At 59.9% G+C, this 25884-nt stretch carries 25 protein-coding genes; 15 read left to right on the top strand and 10 right to left on the bottom strand.

The window, feature by feature from the left end:
* The first annotated feature begins 175 nt into the window (after positions 1 to 175).
* Both msrB and AFK66_RS11185 read left to right on the top strand, forming a co-directional pair.
* Positions 176 to 589 carry a peptide-methionine (R)-S-oxide reductase MsrB gene (gene msrB, locus AFK66_RS11190; RefSeq protein ID WP_004386624.1) on the top strand — a complete coding sequence of 138 codons (414 nt, stop codon included), beginning with the start codon at positions 176 to 178 and terminating at the stop codon, positions 587 to 589.
* 40 nt (positions 590 to 629) lie between these two features.
* The gene (locus AFK66_RS11185) at positions 630 to 908 is read left to right on the top strand and encodes a YeaC family protein (RefSeq protein ID WP_004386623.1); all 279 of its coding nucleotides are present in this window, start codon (positions 630 to 632) and stop codon (positions 906 to 908) included.
* Between the two features lie 82 nt (positions 909 to 990).
* Here the strand turns inward: AFK66_RS11185 and pncA are convergent, their stop codons facing one another.
* The 3 genes from pncA to sppA form a co-directional block, all read right to left on the bottom strand.
* Positions 991 to 1632, bottom strand: coding sequence for a bifunctional nicotinamidase/pyrazinamidase (pncA, locus tag AFK66_RS11180; protein ID WP_004386622.1), 642 nt, complete (start codon positions 1630 to 1632; stop codon positions 991 to 993).
* Between the two features lie 12 nt (positions 1633 to 1644).
* On the bottom strand, positions 1645 to 2661 hold the full coding sequence (ansA, locus tag AFK66_RS11175) for an asparaginase (protein WP_007783563.1): 1017 nt from the start codon (positions 2659 to 2661) through the stop codon (positions 1645 to 1647).
* 101 nt (positions 2662 to 2762) lie between these two features.
* Positions 2763 to 4613, bottom strand: a complete 1851-nt coding sequence (gene sppA, locus AFK66_RS11170; RefSeq protein WP_007783565.1) for a signal peptide peptidase SppA — start codon at positions 4611 to 4613, stop codon at positions 2763 to 2765.
* Between the two features lie 174 nt (positions 4614 to 4787).
* Here sppA and AFK66_RS11165 point away from each other — a divergent pair, with 174 nt between their 5' ends.
* The 4 genes from AFK66_RS11165 to AFK66_RS11150 all read left to right on the top strand — a co-directional run bounded on the left by AFK66_RS11165 (position 4788) and on the right by AFK66_RS11150 (position 8861).
* A complete protein-coding gene (locus AFK66_RS11165) occupies positions 4788 to 5339 on the top strand; it encodes an NAD(P)H nitroreductase (protein ID WP_007783566.1) in 552 nt (183 codons plus the stop codon).
* Positions 5340 to 5486: 147 nt separating this feature from the next.
* Positions 5487 to 6530 (top strand): selenide, water dikinase SelD, encoded by a 1044-nt coding sequence (selD, locus tag AFK66_RS11160; protein ID WP_007783567.1) that lies wholly within the window; start codon positions 5487 to 5489, stop codon positions 6528 to 6530.
* A gap of 3 nt (positions 6531 to 6533) precedes the next feature.
* On the top strand, positions 6534 to 8480 hold the full coding sequence (locus AFK66_RS11155; RefSeq protein WP_023898920.1) for a DNA topoisomerase III: 1947 nt from the start codon (positions 6534 to 6536) through the stop codon (positions 8478 to 8480).
* A 99-nt stretch (positions 8481 to 8579) separates the two neighbouring features.
* A complete protein-coding gene (locus tag AFK66_RS11150; protein WP_007783577.1) occupies positions 8580 to 8861 on the top strand; it encodes a DUF1496 domain-containing protein in 282 nt (93 codons plus the stop codon).
* On the opposite strand, the gene AFK66_RS11145 is transcribed toward AFK66_RS11150, so the two are convergent.
* Both AFK66_RS11145 and xthA read right to left on the bottom strand, forming a co-directional pair.
* On the bottom strand, positions 8821 to 9234 hold the full coding sequence (locus AFK66_RS11145; protein WP_023898919.1) for a pyrimidine (deoxy)nucleoside triphosphate diphosphatase: 414 nt from the start codon (positions 9232 to 9234) through the stop codon (positions 8821 to 8823). The two genes, AFK66_RS11150 and AFK66_RS11145, sit on opposite strands and share 41 nt — an antisense overlap.
* A gap of 48 nt (positions 9235 to 9282) precedes the next feature.
* Entirely contained in the window at positions 9283 to 10089 is an 807-nt protein-coding gene (xthA, locus tag AFK66_RS11140) for an exodeoxyribonuclease III (RefSeq protein WP_007783587.1), read from the bottom strand.
* Between the two features lie 441 nt (positions 10090 to 10530).
* On the opposite strand from xthA, the gene astC reads away from it, so the two are divergent.
* The 7 genes from astC to ves all read left to right on the top strand — a co-directional run bounded on the left by astC (position 10531) and on the right by ves (position 18157).
* Positions 10531 to 11751 carry a succinylornithine/acetylornithine transaminase gene (astC, locus tag AFK66_RS11135; protein WP_023898917.1) on the top strand — a complete coding sequence of 407 codons (1221 nt, stop codon included), beginning with the start codon at positions 10531 to 10533 and terminating at the stop codon, positions 11749 to 11751.
* A complete protein-coding gene (gene astA, locus AFK66_RS11130) occupies positions 11748 to 12785 on the top strand; it encodes an arginine N-succinyltransferase (protein ID WP_007783595.1) in 1038 nt (345 codons plus the stop codon). Before astC ends, astA begins: the two co-directional genes overlap by 4 nt.
* On the top strand, positions 12782 to 14260 hold the full coding sequence (astD, locus tag AFK66_RS11125) for a succinylglutamate-semialdehyde dehydrogenase (protein WP_023898915.1): 1479 nt from the start codon (positions 12782 to 12784) through the stop codon (positions 14258 to 14260). The genes astA and astD overlap by 4 nt, the downstream gene beginning before the upstream one ends.
* Entirely contained in the window at positions 14257 to 15582 is a 1326-nt protein-coding gene (gene astB, locus AFK66_RS11120) for an N-succinylarginine dihydrolase (RefSeq protein ID WP_023898914.1), read from the top strand. Before astD ends, astB begins: the two co-directional genes overlap by 4 nt.
* Positions 15583 to 15591: 9 nt before the next feature.
* A complete protein-coding gene (gene astE, locus AFK66_RS11115; RefSeq protein ID WP_023898913.1) occupies positions 15592 to 16557 on the top strand; it encodes a succinylglutamate desuccinylase in 966 nt (321 codons plus the stop codon).
* Between the two features lie 292 nt (positions 16558 to 16849).
* Positions 16850 to 17332 carry an ATP-independent periplasmic protein-refolding chaperone Spy gene (spy, locus tag AFK66_RS11110; RefSeq protein ID WP_007783607.1) on the top strand — a complete coding sequence of 161 codons (483 nt, stop codon included), beginning with the start codon at positions 16850 to 16852 and terminating at the stop codon, positions 17330 to 17332.
* Between the two features lie 279 nt (positions 17333 to 17611).
* Positions 17612 to 18157 (top strand): environmental stress-induced protein Ves, encoded by a 546-nt coding sequence (gene ves, locus AFK66_RS11105; RefSeq protein ID WP_014729086.1) that lies wholly within the window; start codon positions 17612 to 17614, stop codon positions 18155 to 18157.
* On the opposite strand, the gene cho is transcribed toward ves, so the two are convergent.
* The 3 genes from cho to nadE form a co-directional block, all read right to left on the bottom strand.
* Positions 18148 to 19029, bottom strand: a complete 882-nt coding sequence (gene cho / locus AFK66_RS11100; protein WP_023898912.1) for an excinuclease Cho — start codon at positions 19027 to 19029, stop codon at positions 18148 to 18150. The genes ves and cho overlap by 10 nt on opposite strands.
* A gap of 67 nt (positions 19030 to 19096) precedes the next feature.
* Positions 19097 to 19987, bottom strand: a complete 891-nt coding sequence (yddG, locus tag AFK66_RS11095; RefSeq protein ID WP_007783617.1) for an aromatic amino acid DMT transporter YddG — start codon at positions 19985 to 19987, stop codon at positions 19097 to 19099.
* A gap of 92 nt (positions 19988 to 20079) precedes the next feature.
* Positions 20080 to 20907 carry an ammonia-dependent NAD(+) synthetase gene (gene nadE / locus AFK66_RS11090; protein WP_004387342.1) on the bottom strand — a complete coding sequence of 276 codons (828 nt, stop codon included), beginning with the start codon at positions 20905 to 20907 and terminating at the stop codon, positions 20080 to 20082.
* Between the two features lie 231 nt (positions 20908 to 21138).
* On the opposite strand from nadE, the gene osmE reads away from it, so the two are divergent.
* Positions 21139 to 21480, top strand: a complete 342-nt coding sequence (gene osmE, locus AFK66_RS11085) for an osmotically-inducible lipoprotein OsmE (protein ID WP_004387341.1) — start codon at positions 21139 to 21141, stop codon at positions 21478 to 21480.
* 119 nt (positions 21481 to 21599) lie between these two features.
* Here osmE and katE read toward each other — a convergent pair whose 3' ends face one another.
* A complete protein-coding gene (katE, locus tag AFK66_RS11080; RefSeq protein WP_007783621.1) occupies positions 21600 to 23855 on the bottom strand; it encodes a catalase HPII in 2256 nt (751 codons plus the stop codon).
* A 211-nt stretch (positions 23856 to 24066) separates the two neighbouring features.
* Between katE and cedA the strand changes: the two genes are divergently transcribed.
* Positions 24067 to 24297 carry a cell division activator CedA gene (gene cedA, locus AFK66_RS11075; RefSeq protein ID WP_038882525.1) on the top strand — a complete coding sequence of 77 codons (231 nt, stop codon included), beginning with the start codon at positions 24067 to 24069 and terminating at the stop codon, positions 24295 to 24297.
* Between the two features lie 159 nt (positions 24298 to 24456).
* Here cedA and AFK66_RS11070 read toward each other — a convergent pair whose 3' ends face one another.
* Complete coding sequence (locus AFK66_RS11070; RefSeq protein ID WP_007783623.1) at positions 24457 to 25848, bottom strand: L-cystine transporter; 1392 nt, start codon at positions 25846 to 25848, stop codon at positions 24457 to 24459.
* Positions 25849 to 25884 lie beyond the last annotated feature (36 nt).

Genomic DNA, 25884 nt, shown 5'->3' with positions numbered 1-25884 from the left:
ACGCTGAGAGGAATTTAAAAGGGCGCCGAAAACAAAAGTGTGATGTTAATCACGTTTGCTTGTCTGCTGCATTTTCAGTGCTAAGTTTAGACCAAAAGTGTACGCGTTACTGTTAATGTTTTGTTAGAATATTGCAGGTAATGTAACTGCTTAAACCTCTCCGAGATGTCACCTTATGGCCAATCAAAACTCCCAGGACGACCTGAAAAACACCCTGACGGAAATGCAGTTCTATGTCACCCAGAATCACGGTACGGAACCGCCGTATACCGGGCGTCTGCTGCATAACAAGCGTGATGGCGTCTACCACTGTCTGGTGTGCGATGCGCCGCTGTTCAACTCTGAAACCAAGTATGATTCCGGCTGTGGCTGGCCGAGCTTTTACGAGCCGGTAAGCGAAGATTCGATCCGCTACCTTAACGATTACTCGCACGGCATGCAGCGCATTGAAATCCGCTGCGGCAACTGCGACGCGCACCTGGGACATGTCTTCCCGGATGGCCCGCAGCCCACCGGCGAGCGCTACTGCGTCAATTCGGCGTCGCTGAGCTTCACCGATGACGATAACGGCGAGCAAATCAAAGGCTGAAGAATCGATTCAGCAAATTATTCCACTGGAGCGCGTTTTTATGAACCTGGAAGACCTGATTAGCAGCATGACGCCGGAGGTTTACGAGCGTCTCGCGACCGCCGTAGAACTCGGAAAATGGCCCGATGGCGTGGCGCTCACGCCCGAGCAGAAAGAAAACAGCCTGCAACTGGTGATGCTCTGGCAGATGCGCCACAACACCAATCCGCAGCATATGACGATCGGCACTGACGGCCAGCTGGTGATGAAAAGCAAGCAGCAGCTGAAGGCGGAATTTGGCATCAATCAGCAGCCCATCGCCACGCTCAAGCCAGAGTAAGCTGAAATGTGCTGAAGCTATAAAAAAGGCCGCGGATTGCTCAGCGGCCTTTTTTCATGAAGCAACGGATGACTGATGCGGTTTATGCCTGCGTTTCACGCCAGTCGTCGAGCGTATAAAGCGTGGCGCCGCTCGCCGCCATCTCCTGAAACGCCAGCATACTCGCCTGCGGCGTCAGGTTAACGCCACGGCAGCCGTCGGTGATCACATTCACCGTATACCCCAGCCTTAGCGCGTCGAGCACCGTGTATTTGACGCAGTAGTCGGTCGCAAGCCCCATAACGATCAACTCGCTTACGCCATGCTCACGCAGCCAGGCGTCGAGCGCGGTTTTCTGACGGTGTCCGTTATCGAAAAACGCGCTGTAGCTGTCAATCGCCGGGTTCTCGCCTTTGTAAAAGCGCTGTTCAATGGCCTTCTGGTTCAGCAGCGGATGGAGTGCCGCGCCGTCGCTCTCCTGAATGCAGTGATCCGGCCACCAGGTCTGCGGCAGGCCGTCGAGCGTGCCTTGCGTGAACGGCTCGGCGTGCTGAACGGAAGCAAAACTGCCGTGGTTCGCCGGGTGCCAGTCCTGGCTTGCCACCACCGGCTCGCCGCGGCTCTGACACCATTCAATCATCGCGTTCGCGATATCCACCGTGCTGTCGCCTTCCGCGACCGCCAGCGCGCCGCCGGCGCAAAAATCGTTTTGCAGATCCACCAGCAGCAGGGCGCGTGAATTCATACCATGCTCCTTTTAATCGTCCGGGGTCAGCTCGCCGCGCAGGTTACGCATCATCGCTTCGCGAATTGCCTGCGGCTCCAGCCCCTGGCTTAACAGATAGTGCAGTTTGGTGAGCGTCGCCTCGACCGTCATGTCGAAGCCGCTGATGACGCCCGCATGGGCCAGCGCGTTGCCGGTAGCATAGCCGCCCATGTTCACTTTGCCGGACATACACTGCGTCAGGTTAACCACCACAATCCCGCGCGAGCACGCTTCCTGCAACTCTTTGAGGAACTCGCCGTGCTGCGGCGCGTTGCCGACACCGTAAGAGCGCAGGATCAGCGCCCGCACCGGCTGGCGTAAGAAGTTACGCACCACGTCAGCGGAAATGCCCGGATAGATCGTCACCACGCCGATAGGCTGCGGGGTGATCGGGTGCACGCACAGTTCGCCGTGGCCGTGTGGGGCAGGTGGCGTATTCAGGCGACGAATATGAATGCCCGCTTCCAGCAGCGGCGGCAGGTTAGGGGAGGCAAACGCGTCGAAACCGTCAGCGTGGGCTTTGGTGGTGCGGTTGCCGCGATAGAGCCGGTTGTTGAAGAACAGCGTCACTTCGCTAATCGGGTAGTTCGCCGCCACGTAGAGGGAGTTCAGCAGGTTGGTCTGCCCGTCGGAGCGCAGCTCAGCGAGCGGGATCTGCGAGCCGGTGACGATAACCGGCTTGCTGAGATTCTCCAGCATAAACGAGAGCGCCGACGCCGTGAACGCCATCGTATCGGTGCCATGCAGGATCACAAAGCCGTCATATTCATCGTAATGGGCTTTGATATCTTCGGCGATATGCTGCCAGTCCTGCGGCGTCATATCGGAAGAGTCCATCAGGGGCGCATATTCGTGAATGGTGAAATCCGGCATTTCGGGGCGGTGAAACTCCGGCATCTGGGCGAGCTGCTGCTGGAGATGGCCGGAGACGGGAATGTAGCCGTGTTCGGAGCGTTGCATACCGATGGTGCCGCCGGTATAGGCAACGTAAATCGATTTCTTTTGCATAGGTCAGCTTTCGTTGTGCATAAACCCGCGCAGTATAGAGGTGCTGCGCAAAAAAATCAGCCCGGCGCTGGCCGGGCTGTGACAGGGTCGACGCTGACGCGTTAGCGCACGTCGCCGCAGGTGAGGCAGAAAGCGTAACGGTTCTGCGGATCGTTAAAGGCCGCGAGCTTATCGCCTTCCTTCTTCGCCGCCAGCGCCGCATCTGCCACCGGCGCAGGCAGCCAGGCCTGAAGCGCCTGCGGCAGCATCGCGTGCACCGAGCCGGTCAGGTTGGCAATCACCATATCGATAAAGCCAGGCTCATCCTGATAGAAATCGAGATGCCAGGATTTCAGCTTCGCAAGCTCGGCGGCTTTCTTCACGGCGTCGTCGAAATCGCCAAGGCTGTCCACCAAACCGTTTTGCTTCGCGTCTTCACCCGTCCAGACGTGGCCCTGCGCAATCTGGTCAATCTGCTGCGGGGTTTTGTTACGCGACTGCGCCACCAGGCCGATAAAGCGCTGATAACCGTTTTCGATGGTTAACTGCATCAGCTTTTGCACTTCCGGCGGCAGCGCTTTGGTCACCGACACATCGGCGAGCGGCGAGGTCGCCACGCCGTCGGTATGCACGCCAATCGCATCCAGGCTGTTTTCCATCGTGTTGATAACACCAAAGATACCGATAGAGCCGGTGAGCGTGCTGGGGTTCGCAACGATGTAGTTAGCGGGTGTGGAGATCCAGTAACCGCCGGACGCCGCCATGCCGCCCATCGACACCACCACCGGTTTACCGGCTTCTTTCGCCGCCGCCAGCTCCTGGCGGATGGTTTCTGAAGCCGTCACGCTGCCGCCCGGGCTGTTCACCCGCAGCACAATGGCTTTCACTTTCGGATCCAGACGCGCGTCGCGGATCTGCGCGGCAGTGGTATCACCGCCGACGTTCCCCGGCGTCTCTTCGCCATCCATGATGGCGCCATTAGCGAACACCACGGCAATGCTCTCGCCCTGTTCGGACGGCTTGTTCACCGGGTAGTCGTAAATACTGACGGCGCGGAAATCTTTATCCTTGTCGCTCCAGCCAAACTGTTTCACCAGCGCTTTGTCGATGGCCGCGCTGCTCGCCAGTTCATCCACCAGCTTATTGTCGAGCGCGTATTTCGCGGTATCGCCGCCTGCGGCTTCAAGACCCGCGATCATCGCCTGAGCGCCAGGGAAGATCTGGCTTGCCGGTACCTGACGGTTAGCCGCGATCGTGCCGAGGTAGTTCTGCCACAGTTCGCCAATCCAGCGGCTGTCGGCTTCACGGGCGGCGGGCGACATATCGTCGCGGATAAACGGCTCGACGGCGGATTTATAGGTGCCGACGCGGAACACATGCGTGGTCACTTTCAGCTTATCGAGCAGTGATTTGTAGTAGAGGCCATTGGTGGCGAAGCCGTGCAGATCGACGGTGCCCTGCGGCGAGAGCCAAATCTTATTGGCGAAGCTCGCGAGGTAATACTGGCCCTGGCTGTAGCTTTCGCCGATGGCGTACACCGGTTTGCCGGCGTCGCGGAATTCGCGCAGCGCCTTGCCGATATACTGCATCGACGGCTGATCGGCGCCGGCGAAATCTTTCAGATCCAGCACGATGCCGGTGATATTGCGATCGTCCTTCGCCTGGCGAATCGCATTGACGATATCAAACAGCGAATTTTCCTGTAAGCGGTCGGAGCTTGCGCCAAAGAGCTGACGGCCCAGCGCGCCAAGCTTATTATTGACCGACGGTTTATCCACTACCACGCCGCTGATATCAAGCAGCAGCGCGCCGCGTCCGGGCTCAGACGGGCCGCTGTTAAACTGCATCCAGACGCCGACGCACACCAGCACCAGCAGGAGAAACAGCAGATTCATCACCAGCTCTCTGATGATATTGAGCAGGCGCCAGGTCCACTTAAAGAATCCGGCAATAATTCGCCAAAGGGTACGCATTTACTCTCCCTAATCCGTGAATAACGGGGAACCCCGTAACCTCCCGCTACAGGCGGGACGCCGACAAAGTGTAAATACCACGGGCGGGCTTGTCAGCAGGAAACGCGGGCAGGGTGTAACAAAACATACCGCTGTGTTAATTTTATGAGTAAAAATCATCAAAGGAGAGTTGAGATGGATGCATTAGATATGCTGGTCAACCGCCGCAGCGCCTCACGTCTCGCTGAGCCTGCCCCAGCGGGCGACGCGCTGGAAAATATTCTGCGGGCGGGCCTGCGCGCGCCGGATCACGGCACACTGCAGCCGTGGCGTTTCTTTATCATTGAAGGCGAAGGGCGCGAGCGTTTCAGCGCGCTGCTGGAGAAAGCCGCCATCGCTGACGGTCAGGATGAGAAGGCCATCGACAAAGCCCGCAACGCGCCGTTCCGCGCGCCGCTTATCATCACCGTGGTGGCGCATTGCGAAGAACACCACAAAGTGCCGCGCTGGGAGCAGGTGGTCAGCGCAGGTTGCGCGGTGATGGCGATGCAGATGGCGGCGCTCGCCCAGGGCTTTAACGGCATCTGGCGCAGCGGGCCGTTTACCGACAACGCTCTGGTGCGCGAGGCGTTTGAATGCCGCGAGCAGGATCAGATTGTCGGTTTTCTCTACCTCGGCACGCCGCAACTGAAGGCCTCCACCACGATTAACCTGCCGGACACCGCCCCCTTCGTGCGTCATTTCTGAAGGCCACGCGCAAAACTGTCTGGATTGTGAGCAAAAGCGGCGCAATTCAGACAGCCATACTTACCACCCCGTCTTTCTGGCGCTACCATAAGCGCGCTTTATCGAATGACAACGATCACCTGATTCTGACCAAACAAGGAGCGGTCCATGAGTGAGCAAGCGATTCGTCTGACCCAGTACAGCCACGGAGCAGGTTGCGGTTGTAAAATTTCCCCGAAGGTGCTGGAAACCATCCTGCACAGCGATCAGGCGAAGTTTATCGACCCCAACTTGCTTGTCGGCAACGAAACGCGCGACGACGCGGCGGTGTACGATCTCGGCAACGGCACGAGCGTTATCAGCACCACGGATTTCTTCATGCCTATCGTGGACAACCCGTTCGATTTCGGCCGAATCGCTGCGACCAACGCCATCAGCGACATCTACGCGATGGGCGGCAAACCGATCATGGCGATTGCGATCCTCGGCTGGCCGGTTAACACGCTCGCGCCGGAAATCGCGCGCGAGGTGGTGGAAGGCGGGCGCTTTGCGTGTCAGCAGGCGGGCATTGCGCTCGCGGGCGGCCACTCCATCGACGCGCCGGAGCCGATTTTCGGCCTGGCGGTCACAGGCGTCGTGCCGACCGAACGCGTGAAGAAAAACAGCACCGCCGAGGCGGGCTGCAAACTCTTTCTCACCAAACCGCTGGGTATCGGCGTGCTGACCACCGCCGAGAAAAAATCGCTGCTGCGCCCTGAGCATCAGGGGCTGGCGACAGAAGTGATGTGCACCATGAATAAAGCGGGCGCTGATTTCGCAGAGATCGACGGCGTCCGGGCGATGACGGATGTCACCGGCTTCGGGCTACTGGGACACCTCAGCGAAGTGTGCCAGGGCGCGGGCCTGCAGGCGGAGCTCTGGTATGAGGCCGTGCCGAAACTGCCAGGCGTTGAAGAATACATCGCGCAGGGCGCGGTGCCGGGCGGCACCAGCCGTAACTTTGCGAGCTACGGCCACCTGATGGGCGACATGCCGGACGCCTGGCGCAGCCTGCTGTGCGATCCGCAAACCTCCGGCGGCCTGCTGCTGGCGGTGGAGCCAGCCGCAGAAGCGCAGGTGCAGGCCGTGGCGGCACAGCATGGCATCACGCTTAGCGCCATTGGCGAGCTGAAAACCGCGCGCGGCGGCCGTCCGATGGTGGAGATTCGCTAATCGATGCGGTTGTTTATTGCCGAAAAGCCCAGTCTGGGGCGCGCCATCGCCGACGTGTTGCCGAAACCGCACCGCCGGGGCGACGGGTTTATTGAGTGCGGGAACGGCCAGGTGGTCACCTGGTGCGTCGGGCATCTGCTGGAGCAGGCGCAGCCGGACGCCTATGACAGTCGTTATGGCCGCTGGAATCTCGCCGACTTACCCATCGTGCCGGAAAAGTGGCAACTCCAGCCGAAACCGTCTGTCGCAAAGCAGCTTAACGTCATCAAAAAGCTGCTGCGCGAGGCGCAGGAGATTGTTCACGCAGGCGACCCGGATCGCGAAGGGCAACTGCTGGTGGATGAAGTGCTCGACTACCTGCAACTGCCTGCGGAAAAGCGCCAGCAGGTGCGCCGCTGCCTGATTAACGATCTCAACCCGCAGGCGGTGGAGCGCGCTATCGACAAGCTGCGCGAGAACCGCGAGTTTGTGCCGCTCAGCACCTCGGCGCTCGCCCGCGCCCGCGCGGACTGGCTTTACGGCATTAACATGACGCGCGCCTGGACGCTGCTCGGGCAGAACGCGGGCTACCAGGGCGTGCTCTCGGTAGGCCGCGTCCAGACGCCTGTGCTGGGGCTGGTGGTGCGGCGCGACGAAGAGATTGAAAACTTCGTCGCCAAAGATTTCTTTGAGGTCAAAGCGCACATCATTACGCCCGCGCAGGAGCGCTTTACCGCCCTCTGGCAGCCAAGCGAGGCCTGCGAGCCTTATCAGGATGAAGAAGGGCGGCTCCTCAACCGCGCGCTGGCGGAGCATGTCGTTAAGCGCATTGAAGGACAGCCTGCGCTGGTTACCAGCTATAACGACAAGCGCGAAAGCGAGGCCGCGCCGCTGCCGTTCTCGCTCTCGACGCTGCAAATCGAGGCCGCGAGACGCTTCAACCTGAGCGCGCAGACGGTGCTGGATATCTGCCAGAAGCTGTACGAAACCCACAAACTCATTACGTATCCGCGCTCCGACTGCCGCTACCTGCCGGAAGAACACTTCGCGGGCCGCCATGCGGTGCTGAAGGCGATAGGCGTTCACGCGCCGGATCTCCTGCCGCAGCCCGCGGTCGATCCGGAGCGCCGCAACCGCTGCTGGGATGACAAAAAAGTGGACGCGCACCACGCCATTATCCCCACAGCGCGCAGCGCGCCCGCGTCGCTCTCTGACGGCGAGGCGAAAATCTACGGGCTTATCGCCCGTCAGTACCTGATGCAGTTCTGCCAGGACGCGCAGTTTCGCAAATGCGTCATTGAGCTTGAGATAGCCGGCGGCAAATTTATCGCCAAAGCGCGCTTTCTGGCGGAAACGGGCTGGCGCGCGCTGCTGGGCGCGAAAGAGCGCGACGAAGAGAACGACGGTACGCCGCTACCGGTGGTGGCAAAAGGCGACGAGCTGCACTGCGAGCGTGGCGAAGTGGTTGAACGCCAGACCCAGCCGCCGCGCCACTTTACTGACGCCACGCTGCTCTCGGCCATGACCGGCATCGCGCGTTTCGTGCAGGATAAAGATCTGAAGAAGATCCTGCGCGCCACCGACGGGCTTGGCACCGAAGCGACCCGCGCGGGCATTATCGAGCTTCTGTTTAAGCGCGGTTTCCTTGAAAAGCAGGGGCGCTATATTCATTCGACGCCCGCCGGGAAAGCGCTGATCCACGCATTGCCGGAGCTTGCCGCGCGCCCGGACATGACCGCGCAGTGGGAATCGACGCTGACGCAAATCAGCGAAAAACAGTGCCGCTATCAGGATTTCATGCAGCCGCTGGTGCAGACGCTCTACACGCTCATTGATCAGGCGCGTAGTGCGCCGGTGCGTCAGTTCCGCGGTCTGGTGGCTCCCCAGCAGGCGCAAAAACGCCGCGCGGGCAAAGGCGGCAAAAAGCCTGCGTCCCGCAAGCGCGGTAGCGCCCAGCCTGCGGCGGAGTAAACCGCCGCGCTAAACTCCGCGCCCGTCTCGCCGATAACCTCTTAAGGAGAGCGCGACGCGCTATAGTGAAATCAGGAACATCACAAGAGGGGAAACGGGGTGTCAGTGAAAAAATGCTTACTGGCGGCGCTGGCGCTGCTGGCCACACTGCCGGCGGGCGCCGACAGGCTGCGTCCGGATGTGCAGGTCAACGTGCCGGAAGAGGTGTTCAGTACCGGCGGCCAGCGTTCGCAGCAGCAGTGTGTTCAGTGCTGCGTCTATCAGGATCAGAACTACTCAGAAGGGGCGGTCATCAAAGCCGATGGCGTGCTGTTGCAGTGCCAGCGCGACGAGAAAACCCTCAGCACGAATCCGCTGGTGTGGCGTCGCGTGCGGACATAAACGCTTCCAGCAGTGGAATATCCGCCGGGGCGAGCGCATAGTCGAACGCCTCGCGCGGCGCACACCAGACGAGCGCACTGTGGCACAGCGCCTGCGGCTCGCCGTCGAAATCGTCCACCTGCCACGCATGTAACCGAATAACCCGCCCGGAAACCTCACGCGTGTGGCTTGCCACATACGGGCCAATACGCGCGCTTATCGCCAGCTCTTCGGTAAGCTCACGCGCCAGCGCCGCAGGCTGGCTTTCGCCCGGCTCCACTTTGCCGCCGGGAAATTCCCACAGCCCCGGCTGATCGCCATCAGGCGAGCGCTGCGCCAGCAGCAAACGGCCCTCGCGCACGATAATTGCCGCCACGACATCAATGATTTGCATGGTGATTTTCCGCAAAGGCTCCTCCCCGTACAGGAGGAGCGGAACAGATTACAGCGAGAAGGTCGCCCAGACCGGCGCGTGATCGGAGGGTTTTTCCATCGCGCGGATGTCGTAATCGATGCCGGTATCGGCCAGGCGCGCCATCAGCGGATCGCTCGCCAGCAGCAGGTCGATGCGCAGGCCGCGGTTATCGTCAAAGCCTTTCGAGCGGTAGTCGAACCAGGAGTAGCGGTCGCTCGTTTCGGGGTTAGCGTGACGGAACGTATCTTTAAGCCCCCAGTTCAGCAGGCGGCCCATCCATTCGCGCTCTTCCGGCAGGAACGAACATTTGCCGGTACGCAGCCAGCGCTTGCGGTTCTCTTCGCCGATGCCGATATCCAGATCGCCTGGGCTGATATTCATATCGCCCATAATCAGCACTGGCTTATCGTTGCTCAGCGCTGTTTCAAGATAGTCCTGCAAATCCTGATAAAACTTCGCTTTGGCCGGGAATTTCACCTCGTGATCGCGGCTCTCGCCCTGCGGGAAATAGCCGTTGATGACCGTAATATCACCGATAGAAGAAGGGATTTCGGCCATGATGATACGGCGCTGCGCCTCTTCACCGTCGCCCGGAAAGCCGCGGCGCACGGAAACCGGCGTTGCTTTGGTTAGCAGCGCCACGCCGTAGTGGCCTTTCTGGCCATGATAAAAGACGTTGTAGCCCAGTTTCGCCACCTCTTCGAGAGGGAACATATCGTCGTGGACTTTAGTTTCCTGCAGGCCGATGACGTCCGGCTGATGCTGTTCCACCAGCGCGGCAAGCTGATGAGGGCGGGCGCGCAGGCCATTGATGTTAAAAGAGATGAATTTCATAGTCGCGAACACACTGGATGAACAAGAGTGGCGCGATGGTAACAGAAAAACCGCCCGCGCGTCTCCCGGCCCGGTAAGGTTGTGACGATTGTTAAAAGCGGTGCGAACCCCATTCTTTTGCACCATGACGGCGCGAATGCCCTGAAAAGGGGCGCGTTTTCATGGCAAATCCCGGTCACGATCACAAATCCAGAACAATATTTTATCAATGCATAAAAGTGCGGTTTTTTTTATGGTGAAGGCCGCTTTGTCATAAAAGTATTCACTTTTTATGCAATAAAAGTGAATAACGACAATTCGTAACCTATTGATTTAGCGTCACTGGCTCTCCGGTATGCATTTTCTCCTCTGGCTGGCACGAAGCGTGCAATCTACAGTAAGAGCGCAAATGAACATTTAATTAACAACTAAACAACCTTTTATTTACCGGACGAGGTCGCTATGTCGCAGTCAATTACCCGCCAGAACTTTGATGAGTGGATGATCCCCGTTTATGCTCCGGCCGCGTTTATTCCGGTACGGGCCGAGGGTTCCACGCTCTGGGATCAGGAAGGCAAAGAGTATATCGATTTCGCGGGCGGCATCGCGGTAAACGCGCTCGGCCACGCGCACCCGAAACTTCGCGAAGCGCTGGAAACCCAGGCGGCGAAAATCTGGCATACCGGCAATGGGTATACCAACGAGCCGGTGCTGCGCCTCGCCAAACGTCTGATCGACGCCACCTTCGCCGATCGCGTCTTTTTCTGTAACTCTGGCGCGGAAGCCAACGAGGCGGCGCTGAAGCTCGCCCGCAAATATGCTCACGACCACTACGGCGCGCAGAAAAGCGGCATCGTGGCCTTTAAAAACGCGTTCCACGGCCGCACGCTGTTTACCGTCTCCGCTGGCGGCCAGCCTGCCTATTCCCAGGATTTCGCGCCGCTGCCGCCGCAAATCAGCCATGCCGTGTTTAACGATCTCGATTCCGCCGCCGCGTTAATTAATGACGATACCTGCGCGGTGATTGTCGAGCCGGTACAGGGCGAGGGCGGCGTGGTGCCTGCGACTAAAGCCTTCCTGCAGGGGCTGCGTGAGCTGTGCGATCGCCACAACGCGCTGCTGATTTTCGACGAAGTGCAGACCGGCGTGGGCCGCACCGGCCACCTCTACGCTTATATGCATTACGGTGTGACGCCGGATGTGCTCTCAACGGCCAAAGCGCTTGGCGGCGGCTTCCCGATTGGTGCGATGCTCACCACCGAACGCTGCGCCGCCGTGATGGGCGTCGGTACGCACGGCACCACCTACGGCGGCAACCCGCTGGCGGGGGCGGTCGCGGGTCAGGTGCTGGATCTGGTGAACACACCAGAGGTGCTTAATGGCGTGAAAGCGCGTCACGACGCGTTTGTCGAGCAACTGAACGCCATCAACCAGCGCATCGGGCTGTTTAAAGAGATCCGCGGCCTGGGGCTGCTCATCGGCTGCGTGCTGAAAGACGAACATGCAGGCAAGGCGAAGGCGATTTCGCTCGCGGCCGCGAAAGAAGGCGCGATGGTGCTGATCGCGGGCGCTAACGTGCTGCGCTTCGCGCCTGCGCTCAACATAAGCCATCAGGAGATTGAAACCGGACTCGCCCGCGTGGCGCGTGCCTGCGAAAACTGGCTGAAGGAGGGCGCATCATGATGATGATTCGCCCCGTCGCACACCACGACGTTCCGGCGCTATTGCGCCTCGCTGCAAAAACCGGCGGCGGGTTGACCTCGCTGCCGGTAGATGAAAAAACGCTCAGCGCGCGCGTCGAGCGCTCCCTGCAAACCTGGCGCGGCGAACTGCCGCCAGGCGATCAGGGCTATGTCTTTGTATTGGAAGATACGCAAAGCCGCACGGTTGCCGGCATTTGCGCCATTGAAGTGGCCGTCGGGCTTAGCGAGCCCTGGTATAACTACCGCGTCGGCACGCTGGTGCACGCCTCGAAAGAGCTGAATGTCTACAACGCGCTGCCGACGCTGTTTCTCAGCAACGATCACACCGGCAGCAGCGAGCTCTGCACGCTGTTTCTCGACCCGGAGTGGCGCAAAAACGGCAACGGCTATCTGCTCTCCAAATCGCGCTTTATGTTTATGGCCGCGTTCCGCGAACGCTTTAACGAAAAAGTGGTGGCGGAGATGCGTGGGGTGATTGACGAACATGGCTACTCGCCGTTCTGGGAAAGCCTCGGGCAGCGCTTCTTCTCAATGGAGTTCAGCCGCGCCGATTATCTCTGCGGCACCGGCCAGAAGGCGTTTATCGCCGAACTGATGCCGAAACATCCTATCTATACCCAGTTTCTTTCCGAAGAGGCGCAGTCGGTTATTGGCCAGGTCCATAAAGACACCGCGCCCGCGCGCGCCGTGCTGGAGGCCGAAGGCTTCCGCTATCGCAACTATGTCGACATCTTCGACGGCGGGCCGACGCTGGAGTGCGATATCGACCGGGTGCGGGCTATCCGTAAAAGCCGCCTCGTGGAAGTGGCGGAAGGCCAGCCGGTCATCGACGACGAACTGCCGGCCTGTATGGTCGCCAACGAAAATTACGATAACTTCCGCGTGATGCTGATCCGCGCCAGACCGGACGCCGACAGGCTGATTCTGGACGCCGCCACGCTGGATGCCCTGCAATGTCGCCACGGCGATCGTGTACGCCTGGTGCGCCTGTGCCCTGAGGAGAAAAAAGTATGAGTTTATGGATCAACGGTGAGTGGACAACGGGGCAGGGCGAAGCGCTGGAAAAACGCGATCCGGTGGGCGGCGGCCTGCTCTGGCAGGGACATGCGGCGGACGACGCGCAGGTGCAAGCGGCCTGCGCCGCCGCCCGCGCGGCGTTCCCGGCCTGGGCGAAGCGGCCTTTCGCCGACCGTCAGGCTATCGCTGAAAAATTCGCGGCGCTGCTTGAGGCGAATAAAACCGAACTGACGCGCATCATCGCGCTGGAAACCAGCAAACCGCGCTGGGAAGCGGCCACCGAAGTGACCGCGATGATCAATAAAGTGGGCATCTCGCTCAAGGCGTACCAGGCCCGCACCGGCGAACAGCATTCGCCGATGCCGGACGGCGCGGCCACGCTGCGCCACCGCCCGCATGGCGTGCTGGCGGTCTTCGGGCCCTATAACTTCCCCGGTCACCTGCCGAACGGCCATATCGTTCCGGCGCTGCTCGCGGGCAACACGCTGGTGTTTAAACCGAGCGAACTGACGCCGCACACCGGCGAAGCCGTAATGAAACTCTGGGAACAGGCGGGCCTGCCTGCGGGCGTGCTGAATCTGGTGCAGGGCGCGCGCGCGACCGGCCAGGCGCTCTCCGCCCGGCCGGAACTCGACGGCCTGCTCTTTACCGGCAGCGCCGGCACCGGTTATCAGTTGCACCGCCAGCTGGCGGGGCAGCCAGAGAAAATCCTGGCGCTGGAGATGGGCGGCAATAACCCGCTGATTGTCGAAGATCCTGACGATATCGACGGCGCGGTGCATCTGGCTATCCAGTCGGCGTTTATCACTGCCGGGCAGCGCTGCACCTGCGCGCGCCGCCTGCTGGTGAAACGGGGTGCCGCGGGCGACGCCTTCCTGGCGCGCCTCGTTGAGATCGCCGGGCGTTTGCGCCCCGACCGCTGGGACGCCGAGCCGCAGCCCTTTATGGGCGGGCTTATCAGCGCGCAGGCGGCGGAGCGTGTGCTGGAAGCCTGGCAGGGGCATCTGTCGCGCGGCGGCAAGCCGCTGTTAACGCCAGCCCTGGTGCAGGCGGGAAGCTCGCTGCTCACGCCGGGCATTATTGAGCTAACCGGCGTGCGCGACGTGCCGGATGAAGAAATTTTCGGGCCGTTGCTGGGCGTCTGGCGTTACGACGATTTCGACGACGCGATTACGCTCGCCAACGCGACCCGCTATGGACTTTCCTGCGGGCTGATTTCGCCGGTTCGCGAAAAATTCGACCAGCTGCTGCTGGAAGCGCGCGCCGGTATCGTGAACTGGAACAAACCGCTGACGGGCGCGGCGAGCACAGCGCCGTTCGGCGGCGTCGGGGCGTCCGGCAATCACCGTCCGAGCGCCTGGTATGCGGCCGATTACTGCGCCTGGCCGATGGCCTCGCTGGAAAGCCCGACCTTCGCGCTGCCGCAGACGTTAAACCCCGGCCTCGATTTCAGCGGGAAGGAGCAGGCATGAAAGCACGTGAAGTCAACTTTGACGGACTGGTGGGGCTGACCCACCACTACGCCGGGCTCTCTTTCGGTAATGAAGCCTCGACGAAACATCGTTTTCAGGTCTCTAACCCGAAGCTCGCCGCAAAGCAGGGGCTGGCGAAGATGAAAGCGCTGGCGGACGCCGGTTTCCCGCAGGCGGTGATCCCGCCGCAGGAACGCCCAAACCTCGCGGCGCTGCGCCAGATTGGTTTTACCGGCAGCGATCAACAGGTGCTGGAGAAAGCCTGGCGCGCCGCGCCGCATTTGCTCTCCGCCGCCAGCTCGGCGTCGTCGATGTGGGTGGCGAACGCCGCAACGGTCTGTCCTTCCGCCGACGCGCTGGATGGCAAAGTGCATCTGACCGTGGCGAACCTTAACAATAAATTCCACCGCGCCAGCGAAGCGCCCGGCACCGAACGGCTGCTGCGGGTGATTTTCCGCGATGAATCCCGTTTCGCCGTACACGGCGCGCTGCCGCAGGTGGCGATGTTCGGCGACGAAGGCGCGGCCAACCATAACCGGCTTGGCGGCGACTACGGCGAGCCGGGGCTTCAGCTTTTCATCTACGGGCGCGAAGAGAGCGGGGCGCTGGTGCCCGCCCGCTACCCGGCGCGCCAGACGCTGGAAGCGTCGCAGGCTGTGGCGCGGCTTAACCAGGTGGATCCGCAGCGCGTTATGTTCGCGCAGCAAAACCCGGCGGTGATCGACCAGGGCGTGTTTCATAACGATGTCATTGCGGTTTCCAACCGCCAGGTACTGTTCTGCCATGAGCACGCGTTTTTGCATCAGCAGGCGCTGTTCGACGCGCTTGCTGAAAAAGTACCGGGCTTTACGCCGCTGGTGGTGCCCGCAGGCGAGGTGTCGGTGCAGGACGCGGTGGAAACCTACCTTTTCAACAGCCAACTGCTGAGCCGCGACGACGGTTCCATGGTGCTGGTGCTGCCGGAGGAGTCGCGCCGCCATGAAGGCGTCTGGCGTTATCTGAATACGCTGCTGGCGGCGGATAACCCGGTTAGCGAGCTGAAAGTTTTTGATTTGCGTGAAAGCATGGCCAACGGCGGCGGCCCCGCCTGTCTGCGCCTGCGCGTGGTGCTGACGGACGACGAGCGCCAGGCGGTGAACCCGGCGGTGATGATGAACGACGCGCTCTTTACGCGGCTTAACGCGTGGGTGGATAAATATTACCGTGACCGGCTGACGCAGGAAGATCTGGTGGACCCGCAGTTGCTACGCGAAGGGCGCGAGGCGCTGGATGAACTGTCGCGCCTGCTTTCGCTCGGCAATGTCTATCCGTTCCAGCAGTAAGGAGACGTTGTGGACGATTTTATTGGTAAGACGCTGCGCGGCGAGACGCCCGCAAGGACAACGCTGCAACGCGGCGGTGTGACTATCGAGTGGCTGGATGAAGGCATTCTGCAACTGACGCCCGCGGGCGAGGTGCGCGGCGCGCTGGTGGTGAGCGCGGGCATTCACGGTAATGAAACCGCGCCGGTTGAGATGCTGGAGCAGCTCCTCGCGCCGATGGTGCGCGGCGAACAACCGCTCGTCTGGCGACTGCTGGTGGTGCTCGGCAGCCCGGCGGCGCTGCGGGCCGGTCGCCGGTTTATCGATTACGATCTCAATCGTTTGTTTGGCGGGCGCTGGCAAACCGCCACGCCGGGTGTGGAAACCGCCCGCGCCCAACGTCTTGAGCAGGCGCTGGAGACGTTTTTCGCGGCGGGCGATGAAACGGTGCGCTGGCATCTGGATCTGCATACCGCCATTCGCGCGTCGCGCTTCCCGCGCTTTGGCGTACTGCCCGCGCGCACTACGGCGTGGCCGGAGGATTTTCTCACCTGGCTTGGCGACGCCGGGCTACAGGCGTTGGTGTTTCACCGCGCGCCGGGCGGCACCTTCACGCACTTTTCGTGCGAGCGCTTTGGGGCGCTGAGCTGCACGCTGGAGCTCGGAAAGGCGCTGCCGTTCGGCCAGAACGATCTCAGCCAGTTCGCGCCAACGCAGCGGGCGCTGTCAGCGTTGCTGGATGGCTCGCCAGCCCCTGCGGCGCTGGATGCGCCGCGCCGCTTTGAGGTGGCGCAGCAAATCACCCGTCGCAGCGATCGCTTTGTGTTGCATATGTCCGCTGAGACCGAAAATTTCACGGCATTCAGCGCAGGCACGCTGCTCGCGGAAGATGACGATGAGCGCTATTACGCCCAGGAAAATGAACGGGTGCTGTTTCCGAATCCGTCCGTCGCGCTTGGTTTACGCGCGGGATTAATGCTGCGGGAAATAAAATAACGTGCGGCCCTGTGTGGGCCGCAAAAATAATACGGAAAATTCTGAACGTGGCGCTTTATTTTGCAGCGGCGCGCTTATATACTGCTCACACTCTCTTCACAATCAATCAGTTGTGATATTTAAAAAAGTTTCTCCTCCGTTTTTCCTTATTTTCTCCACAATCGCACAATAATTGTTTTTTATGCTTTCACTGTTTTACTCAGACTCTGACTGATTGACGAATCTGCCCGTAGAATTAATCTCGTCAAGGCGACAATCTGTTGCTGAATTAACTGAAAGTAAGGACAACATTATGCGTAAATTAACGGCTATCTTCGTTGCTTCCACCCTGGCGCTTGGTGCGGCTAATCTGGCACAGGCGGCGGAGACCCCGGCACCTGACGCGAATAACGCACCGATGATGCACCATAAAGGTCCGCGCGGCCCGCATCACGATATGATGTTCCAGGGCCTGAACCTGACCGATGCGCAGAAGCAGCAAATTCGCGACATCCGTAAAGCCCAGCGCGAAAAATTCGAGCGCCCGTCTCTGGAAGAACGCCGCGCGATGCACAACCTGATCGCCAGCGACAGCTTCGATAAAGACAAAGCGCAGGCCCAGATTGATAAAATGGAAGCGCAGCACAAAGCCCGTATGCTGGCGCACATCGAAACTCAGAACAAAATCTATAACGTGCTGACGCCGGAGCAGAAAAAGCAATTTAATGCCAATTTTGAGAAGCGTCTGACAGAACGTCCGGCTCCGGAAGGTAAAATGCCCGCAGATACAGAATAATTTCTGACTGGCTTAAGACCGCCGGTTTTGGCAAGCGTCCTTTGATGGCGCTGGCCAGGGCCGGCGGTTTTTCTTTTTCTGCGCCTCTTGCCACGTAATTTCTGTTGGTTATCATCCCTGTTTGCCGCCGTGCGGCGTATTTTGCCTGCGTCTCGTTTAGAGTGCGCGACCGCCATCCTCTGACGTTGCTAATGACCAGGCCAGTTAATCAATAATGATAAATTTTCGCCGCGGCCCGCCTGCGGCGATTTGCGCATGATGCGCGTTCCAGGAGTGGGGATGGAATTTTTCGACGTCAAAAAGATGCCGGTGAACCTGTGGCGTAATGGCGCAGGCGAAACCCGCGAGATCTGTTGTTATCCGCCGAGCCGGGATTTTAACTGGCGCGCCAGCATTGCTTCTCTCGCCAGTAATGGTGAATTTAACGTTGTGCCGCAGGTTGACCGCGTGGTGACGCTGCTTGATGGCGGCGAAGTCACGCTGCTTGGCGGCGGCGCGTTTCGCCATACCTTAAAACGTCATCAGCCGTTTACCTTCGCGGGCGAACACCCGGTACGCGCCGAGCTGACCGACGGGCGCATGTCGCTGGATTTCAATCTGATGACCCGGCGCGATCGCTGTCGCGCGCAGGTGCGCGTCGCCGATCGCACGTTTACAACCGGCCGAGCGCGCGGCGGTATCGTGTATGTCTTAAGCGGCGCCTGGCAGCTTAACGATAAACTGCTGACGCCGGAGCAGGGCGCCTGGTGGCAGGAGGGAAGTCATACCCTCCGGCTGCTGAAGGCCGAAGGGCAGGTGCTGTTCAGCGAAATTACTTATCTCTGAGGCGCGTGCGCGCCGATTTCCACTATTTCATGCTCGCCGCTGATAAGCGGCTTGCACAGAATGCGATAGCCGTCGTTATCAAAGCCCTGCGGCGCGCGCGAGATGTTCGCCGCGTCGCTTAACGAGGCGACCGATCCCAGCCAGTACCAGTTATGGATGATATGGTACTGCGTCATGTCACCGAAACTCTCCCGCAGCCCGACCGGGCCGTCCCACGGCCAGCAGATAACGCGCATGCGCTCCAGCGCCTCCATCAGACGCGCGTTGTGCGCCTCCAGCGGCTCTTTGCCGCAGCAGGCCCCCGCGCAGCGTTTCAGCGCCGAGCGGAAACAGGCGCGCCCCGGGCGCACCGACTCCAGCCCCAGCAGGCCGTAGCAGAGCTGTTGTTCGTCGGCGATAGACTGCAACGTGCCGAGCGCCGCGCGGCGGCTCGAAAAGAGACCATATAGGCCTGGCTGGTGCGAGAAATCGACATCGCGCGCGTAAACCACTTCTGGCTTTTCGCCCTTGAACTGCAAGGAGCAGAGCTGGCGGTTACGGCGCAGGCGCTTATTAAACAGCGGCTGCTGCTCTTTGATCATCTGCGCTTCTAAGAGCAGCGCGCCGATTTCACCCGCAGTGCGGATAAACGTGATGCGCCGCGACTGACGCAGCATGGAGGCTTCATCCGGCGTGCGCAGGTGCGACAGCACCCGGCTGCGAATATTGACGCTCTTGCCGATATAAAGCGGCATGCTTTCGCTTTCGCCATGAAAAACATAGACGCCAGGGTGCTTTGGCAGATCGTCAAGCCACGGACGCAGATGCTCGGGATATTCATAAATTGCCGCTTTTTCAAACTCCAGCCGCGGCGCGCCAGTACGCCTTACCACATCACTCTCCTGAATACTGTTTACTTATCCAGTCTATCAGGGAATGTGTGGTTGAAAAAGCGTCATCTTAGTTGAGATTGCGCGTGGCGAGCCAGCAGAGCAGGGAGCCTGCCACCACCATCGCCACGCCCTGCCAGAACGCGATGCCCGGCGCGAGGCCGAGCCACAAGCTTGCCAGCAGCGCCGAGAGCACCGGCGTGAAGTAAGAGGCGGTGGCGAGCAGCGTCATATTGCCGTGCTGAATACTGTAGTTCCAGGCGGCGTAGGCGGTCGCGGTGGAAAGCCCCATAAAGAGCAGTTGCGCGACGGCAGAAAGCGAAAGCTGCATCGGCGGCTGCGGCGCGAGGCTATATTGCAGCCAGAGGACGGCGGCGGTAGCGCAGAAAAAGAGCGCCACGCCGTTCTGCCCGTTGCTCCAGCGGCGCGTCAGATTGCAGTAGAGCGCCCAGACCAGCGCGGCGCTGAACGCGAGACCATAGGCTGGCGGGTTATCCTGCATATTGAGCCAGAGCTGCGCGGGCGACCAGTCGCCGTTGCCTTTCAGCACCTGAAACACGCCCGCGATCGCGAGCAGCAGCCCAGGCCAGAGCCAGACGCGGCAGCGCTGGCCGTTGATGAGCACCGCCAGCAGCACCGTCAGGCTCGGCCACAGGTAGTTGATCATCCCAAGCTCCAGCGACTGCGCGCGGGTGTGCGCAAGCCCAATCGCCAGCGCGAGGCAGATTTCATAGCCAACGAAGAGCGCACCGCCGATGATTACATAGCGGCGCGGTAAGCGGCCAGGGTGAATGATCCCTGGCGACACCATCAAACAGAGCGAACTGACGGTATAAATCAGCGCTGCGCCACCCACCGGGCCGAACGCCTCGCTGATGCTGCGCAATAAACCGACGGAGGTGCTCCAGAGCAGAATGGCCAGCAGGCCAGGCAGCGTAGCGCGCTGCGGGGAAACTGACATACGTCATCCGTGAAAAAAGTGCGGCGGTACAAAAGGTAAAGATGAGCGAGGCGCCACTCCCCGGTCCGGCCGGGGAGGTTGCCGCAACGCGATTACTGTTTCCAGAAATCGTCGAAAATCGTGATCGGCGGGCGACGTTTGTGCTCGGTTTTCACATACCAGCCGTCGATGATCTGGCTGATTTTTTCATCAATCTGTTTACCTTCCAGGTAATCGTCGATGTTGTCGTACGTCACGCCGAGCGCCACTTCATCCGGCAGGGACGGGCGGTCGTCTTCGAGATCGGCGGTCGGCACTTTAAGGTAAAGATGCTCCGGGCAGCCCAGGGTTTTCAGCAGCAGTTTGCCCTGGCGTTTATTAAGACGGAACAGCGGGTTGATGTCGGTGCCGCCATCGCCATATTTGGTGAAAAAGCCAGTGACGGCTTCGGCCGCATGATCGGTGCCCACGACAACGCCTTTGGTCATCCCGGCGATGCTGTACTGCGCTTTCATACGCTCACGTGCTTTTTCGTTGCCGCGCACAAAATCGCTCAGCTCAATGCCTGCTTCGCGCAGCGCTTTCTCGCTCGCCAGCACCGCTTCTTTAATGTTGACCGTCAGCACTTTATCCGGCTGGATAAACGCCAGCGCATCCTGACAATCTTTTTCGTCGAACTGCACGCCGAAAGGCAGGCGCACCGCGATAAACTGATAGCTCTGATCGCCGGTTTCATCGCGCAGTTCGCTGATGGCAAGCTGGCTCAGTTTGCCTGCAAGCGTGGAATCCTGACCGCCGCTGATGCCGAGCACCAGGGTTTTCAGGAACGGATACGTTTTCAGATAGGATTTGAGAAAATCGACGCTGCGGCGGATCTCTTCGTGAGCGTCAATCTGCGGTTTCACACCAAGTGCCTGAATAATTTCTTGTTGTAATGCCATGTACCCCTCCAGTCTTGTTCGCCTGCAACGCGCAGGCCATGAAACAGTGATTTGTTAAAGCTAACCCGTTGTGGGCAAAACGACAAGTTGTCGCCGCCCTGCGTGGTTTTGCGCTATCAGCATCGCCTGAGGGAATACTCTTAATTTGGCGCTGTTTTGGGTAACAAGTTGAAAAATGTTATTTTATATTCCAGGCTTATCTGCACACGCTGAAAAAAAGAGGATGACACAATGAACAAGAAGTTTGCAGGGTTTTTGGGTGCAGCGGCTGTTATGACGATGCTGGCAGGGTGTACCGCTTACGATCGCACCGCCGATCAGTTTACCCAGCCGGTAGTTAAAGACGTGAAAAAAGGCATGAGCCGTCAGCAGGTGATGCAGATTGCCGGTAAACCGTCTTCTGAAGTGACCATGATCCACGCTCGCGGTACCTGCCAGACCTATATTCTGGGCAGCCGTAACGGCAAAACCGAAACCTATTTCGTCGCGCTGGACGATACGGGCCACGTGATGAACTCCGGCTACCAGACCTGTGCCGAGTACGACACCGACCCGCAGGCACCGAAGAAATAATCGCGCTGTGACAGAAAAACCGGCTCCGGCCGGTTTTTTTACGTCTGCATATTATGGGATGTGCACCGGCAAATAAAAAACGCCGCAATGGGCGGCGTTTTTGTATGGTGTATTCACGGTTAAGCCGGAATTGAGGCCACTTTCGGCGTGCGCGCCCAGACGCGGTGGCAGGCGAGCTGGTGGATGAAATCATCCATAAAGCTGCCGGAGGCGTCGTCGGCTTCGACAATGCCTTCTTCGCCGGTGTCCGGCACCGCCAGATGGCGCTTCAGACCGCGTGCGTCGCCCATCAGACCGATCGCTTTCAGGTGTTTATACGCCTCCAGCAGGTAATAGACCGCATCGCCGTTATCGGCAAGGGCGCTCGCCGCACCACCCGGCACCAGTACGGCATCGACCGTCACGGATGGCGATCCGGCAAACGTGCCCGCGACTTCCAGTTGCGAGCCATCATCCGCCGTTACGCTACCCATACGGCTGTAGAGCAGTTTGGCGTGTACGCCGTGCGATTTCAGCGCCTGCAGCATGGCGAGCAGATCGGAGGATTTCACATGGTCGTTAAGCAGCACCGCGACCACGCGGCCTTTCACGGAGCCGCCGGGCACCGCGTACAGGCTCAGCGACGGATCTTTCTTCAGCCCGTTGACGTCCTTCGGCGGCGCGACGTGCATCTGCTCGTCGGTAAGCGTAATGCCAAGGTTATTGGCCACCGGATGCGCCAGCGAAATATCGATATGGCAGAGGTGATCCACCACGCGCTCGCGAATATAGCTGCGCACGACTTTGCTCAGTTCAAAGCTGAAGGCGTCGATGATATGGCGCTGCTCAACCGGCGTCTGGCTCTGCCAGAAGAGGCGCGGCTGAGAGTAATATTCGCCAAACGACGGGCTGCGCTCGCGGATCTTATGGCCCTCAATACGTTCCTGATGGCTTTCAAACCCTCCCGCTTTTGGCGCAGGCGGCGTCTCGCGCGGCCAGTTGTCGTTGATCGAGTTTGGCTCGTAGTTGGCCGGATTGGTATCGATATCCATCCGGTGCATGCCGTCGCGCTGGAAATTATGGTACGGGCAGGTCGGGCGGTTAATCGGGATTTCGTGGAAGTTCGGCCCGCCGAGACGGCTTATCTGGGTGTCGGTGTAAGAGAACAGACGGCCCTGGAGCAGCGGATCGTTGCTGAAATCCAGCCCCGGCACGATATGGCCCGGATGGAAAGCGGCCTGTTCGTTTTCAGCGAAGAAGTTATCCGGGTTGCGGTTCAGCACCATTTTGCCGACCAGCTGCACCGGCACCAGCTCTTCCGGGATGAGCTTGGTGGCATCGAGCAGGTCAAAATCAAACTTAAACTCGTCCTCTTCCGGGATCAGCTGCACGCCGAGTTCATATTCCGGGTAGTCGCCCGCTTCGATGGCCTCCCAGAGATCGCGACGGTGGAAATCCGGATCGCGCCCGGTGAGTTTCTGCGATTCATCCCAGATAAGCGACGCTTTACCCGCCACCGGCTTCCAGTGGAAGCGCACAAAGGTGCCTTTGCCTTCGGCGTTGATAAAGCGGAAAGTGTGAATGCCAAAGCCTTCCATGGTGCGGTAGCTGCGCGGAATACCGCGGTCAGACATCGCCCACATAACGTTATGCAGCGTTTCCGGCTGGAGCGACACGTAATCCCAGAAGGTGTCATGCGCGCTCTGGCCCTGCGGAATGGCCCAGTGCGGCTCCGGCTTCACGGCATGAACGAAATCCGGGAACTTATGGGCGTCCTGAATAAAAAACACCGGCGTATTGTTGCCGACCAGATCGAAAATCCCTTCTTCGGTATAAAACTTGGTGGCGAAGCCGCGGATATCGCGCACCGTATCCGCGGAGCCCGCGCCGCCCTGTACCGTAGAGAAGCGCACAAATACCGGCGTGATTTTCTGCGGATCGCTTAAGAACGCGGCTTTGGTGATATCGCTCAGGCTTTTATATGGCTGAAAGTAGCCGTGGGCGGCAGAGCCGCGCGCGTGGACGATACGCTCAGGAATACGCTCGTGGTCGAAGTGCGTGATTTTTTCCCGCAGGATGAAATCTTCCAGCAGCGTCGGGCCGCGGGTGCCGGCGCGCAGCGAGTTCTGATCGTTGGCGATGCGCACGCCCTGGTTGGTTGTCAGCGCCTCATTCTCACCGCCTTTGCGAAAGGTCTCCAGCGCGCCGAGCTTATCGTTCGTGACATCCGGCGCCTTCAGGCTGCCTGGCGCGGTCGGCTGCTCGCCTGGCGGGGTGGGTGCCGGAGAAGGGCGGTGGGCGCCATCGGCAGGCGCCAGCGACCCCATGCCTGGCTCAGATGAGCGCGCGTCGTGGAACGGGGCTTCATGGTTAGGGCGTTTCTCATCATTCGACATTGAACTCGTCTCCTTTCCTTTTTCTTAAGCAGTCGGATGGCTGCATGAAATGTAAGGTAACTATAGAACAGCACTGAAGTTCTTGCGGAAAAGGCGACGGCGTAAAAAGCGGCAAATGAACGGTACAGCGCACGCAGGATGCGACGCAGGACCGTCCGATCCGCTATCATAGTGGTTTATCTTTTGTTTTCAGCCAGTGAATCCGACGCTTATGAAACCACTTCGTCATCAGAATCGTCCCGTTATCAGCTATGTTCCACGCGTGGAGCCGGCTCCGCCGGATCATGCGGATCGCATGGAGGGTTTTGAGGATGTCTGGGGGCTGAAGGGCAAATATGTGGCGTTTGTGATGTCCGGGGATCGTTTTCGCCGCTCGCCCGCCTTCAGCAGCCCCGAAGCCGCCCAGCGCTGGGCGAACCAGCTCAAACAGGATGAGGTATAGGGCGGGATTATCGCCCGGCGCGACGCGCAGAAGAAAGATGTCGCCTGAAAAACAAAGCCCGCCTGACAGCGGGCTTTTTCGTTTTTATCAGCGCTGAACGCCCATAAAAGAAAACCCCGGCGCGCTGGCCGGGGTTGATAAGAACATCATCTTACGTGATTAACGGTGCGCCAGTTCAGCTTCGTCATCGCTGTTCAGGATGGCTTTATCCGTCTGCTTCAGCCACTGGCTGGTCAGCGTGCCTGCGGTCATGGAGCCGCTGACGTTGAGCGCGGTACGGCCCATGTCGATCAGCGGTTCAACGGAAATCAGCAGCGCCACCAGCGTAACCGGCAGGCCCATCGCTGGCAGTACGATCAGCGCGGCGAAGGTCGCACCGCCGCCGACGCCCGCCACACCGGCGGAGCTTAAGGTCACGATGCCGACGAGCGTTGCGATCCACACCGGGTCGAGCGGGTTAATACCGACCGTCGGCGCGACCATCACCGCGAGCATGGTCGGATAGAGACCCGCGCAGCCGTTCTGGCCAATTGTCGCGCCAAAGGACGCCGCGAAAGAGGCGATGGATTCCGGCACGCCCAGGCGACGCGTCTGCGCTTCTACATTCAGCGGAATGCTCGCCGCGCTGGAGCGGCTGGTGAAGGCAAACGTCAGCACCGGCCACACTTTGCGGAAGTAACGCAGCGGGCTGACGCCATTCACGGCCAGCAGGATACCGTGAACCACAAACATAATGCCCAGGCCCAGATAGGAGGCGACCACAAAGCTGCCGAGCTTGATGATGTCCTGCAGGTTAGAGCCTGCGACGACTTTGGTCATCAGCGCCAGCACGCCGTATGGCGTCAGCTGCATCACCAGACGCACCAGCTTCATCACCCAGCTCTGCAGGATGTCGATAGCGGCCAGCACGCGCTCGCCTTTCGGCGCGTCATCTTTCAGCAGTTTCAGCGCCGCTACGCCCAGGAACGCCGCGAAAATCACCACGCTGATGATGGACGTCGGGCTTGCGCCGGTGAGGTCGGCGAACGGGTTTTTCGGAATGAAAGAGAGGATCAGCTGCGGTACGGTCAGATCGGCGACTTTACCGGCGTAGTTAGTCTGAATGGCATTCAGACGCGCCGTTTCCGCGCTGCCCTGCACCAGACCTTCCGCCGTCAGGCCGAAGAGATTGGTCACCAGCACGCCGACCAGCGCCGCGATAAGCGTGGTAAACAGCAGCGTACCGATGGTCAGCACACTGATTTTACCCAGCGACGAAGCGTTATGCAGACGCGCCACGGCGCTCAGGATCATCGCGAACACCAGCGGCATCACGATCATCTGCAGCAGTTGCACATAGCCGTTGCCGACAATGTTGAACCACTGGATGGAGGTTTTCAGCGTCTCGCTGTCAGAACCATAGATGGTGTGCAGCGCCAGGCCAAAGATCACGCCCATCGCGAGACCGAGTAATACTTTTTTTGCCAGGCTCCACTGGGTGTGGCGCGTGCGCGCCAGCAACAGCAGCAGAACCACGAACGCGACAACGTTCGCTATCAGTGGAAGATTCATCCCCGTTCTCCTGATTTTTTTATAACCGGCACGGCC

Origin of the sequence: Cronobacter malonaticus LMG 23826 (assembly GCF_001277215.2) — a bacterium.
Classification (GTDB): domain Bacteria; phylum Pseudomonadota; class Gammaproteobacteria; order Enterobacterales; family Enterobacteriaceae; genus Cronobacter; species Cronobacter malonaticus.
Note: the sequence above shows the minus strand (reverse complement) of the source record. Positions and strands in the feature narration are given on the sequence as shown.

Coding starts and splice junctions, on each gene's coding strand:
- msrB (WP_004386624.1), top strand. CDS start 176: ATGGCCAATCAAAACTCCCAGGACGACCTGAAAAACACCCTGACGGAA.
- AFK66_RS11185 (WP_004386623.1), top strand. CDS start 630: ATGAACCTGGAAGACCTGATTAGCAGCATGACGCCGGAGGTTTACGAG.
- pncA (WP_004386622.1), bottom strand. CDS start 1,632: ATGAATTCACGCGCCCTGCTGCTGGTGGATCTGCAAAACGATTTTTGC.
- ansA (WP_007783563.1), bottom strand. CDS start 2,661: ATGCAAAAGAAATCGATTTACGTTGCCTATACCGGCGGCACCATCGGT.
- sppA (WP_007783565.1), bottom strand. CDS start 4,613: ATGCGTACCCTTTGGCGAATTATTGCCGGATTCTTTAAGTGGACCTGG.
- AFK66_RS11165 (WP_007783566.1), top strand. CDS start 4,788: ATGGATGCATTAGATATGCTGGTCAACCGCCGCAGCGCCTCACGTCTC.
- selD (WP_007783567.1), top strand. CDS start 5,487: ATGAGTGAGCAAGCGATTCGTCTGACCCAGTACAGCCACGGAGCAGGT.
- AFK66_RS11155 (WP_023898920.1), top strand. CDS start 6,534: ATGCGGTTGTTTATTGCCGAAAAGCCCAGTCTGGGGCGCGCCATCGCC.
- AFK66_RS11145 (WP_023898919.1), bottom strand. CDS start 9,234: ATGCAAATCATTGATGTCGTGGCGGCAATTATCGTGCGCGAGGGCCGT.
- xthA (WP_007783587.1), bottom strand. CDS start 10,089: ATGAAATTCATCTCTTTTAACATCAATGGCCTGCGCGCCCGCCCTCAT.
- astC (WP_023898917.1), top strand. CDS start 10,531: ATGTCGCAGTCAATTACCCGCCAGAACTTTGATGAGTGGATGATCCCC.
- astA (WP_007783595.1), top strand. CDS start 11,748: ATGATGATGATTCGCCCCGTCGCACACCACGACGTTCCGGCGCTATTG.
- astD (WP_023898915.1), top strand. CDS start 12,782: ATGAGTTTATGGATCAACGGTGAGTGGACAACGGGGCAGGGCGAAGCG.
- astB (WP_023898914.1), top strand. CDS start 14,257: ATGAAAGCACGTGAAGTCAACTTTGACGGACTGGTGGGGCTGACCCAC.
- spy (WP_007783607.1), top strand. CDS start 16,850: ATGCGTAAATTAACGGCTATCTTCGTTGCTTCCACCCTGGCGCTTGGT.
- ves (WP_014729086.1), top strand. CDS start 17,612: ATGGAATTTTTCGACGTCAAAAAGATGCCGGTGAACCTGTGGCGTAAT.
- yddG (WP_007783617.1), bottom strand. CDS start 19,987: ATGTCAGTTTCCCCGCAGCGCGCTACGCTGCCTGGCCTGCTGGCCATT.
- nadE (WP_004387342.1), bottom strand. CDS start 20,907: ATGGCATTACAACAAGAAATTATTCAGGCACTTGGTGTGAAACCGCAG.
- osmE (WP_004387341.1), top strand. CDS start 21,139: ATGAACAAGAAGTTTGCAGGGTTTTTGGGTGCAGCGGCTGTTATGACG.
- katE (WP_007783621.1), bottom strand. CDS start 23,855: ATGTCGAATGATGAGAAACGCCCTAACCATGAAGCCCCGTTCCACGAC.
- cedA (WP_038882525.1), top strand. CDS start 24,067: ATGAAACCACTTCGTCATCAGAATCGTCCCGTTATCAGCTATGTTCCA.
- AFK66_RS11070 (WP_007783623.1), bottom strand. CDS start 25,848: ATGAATCTTCCACTGATAGCGAACGTTGTCGCGTTCGTGGTTCTGCTG.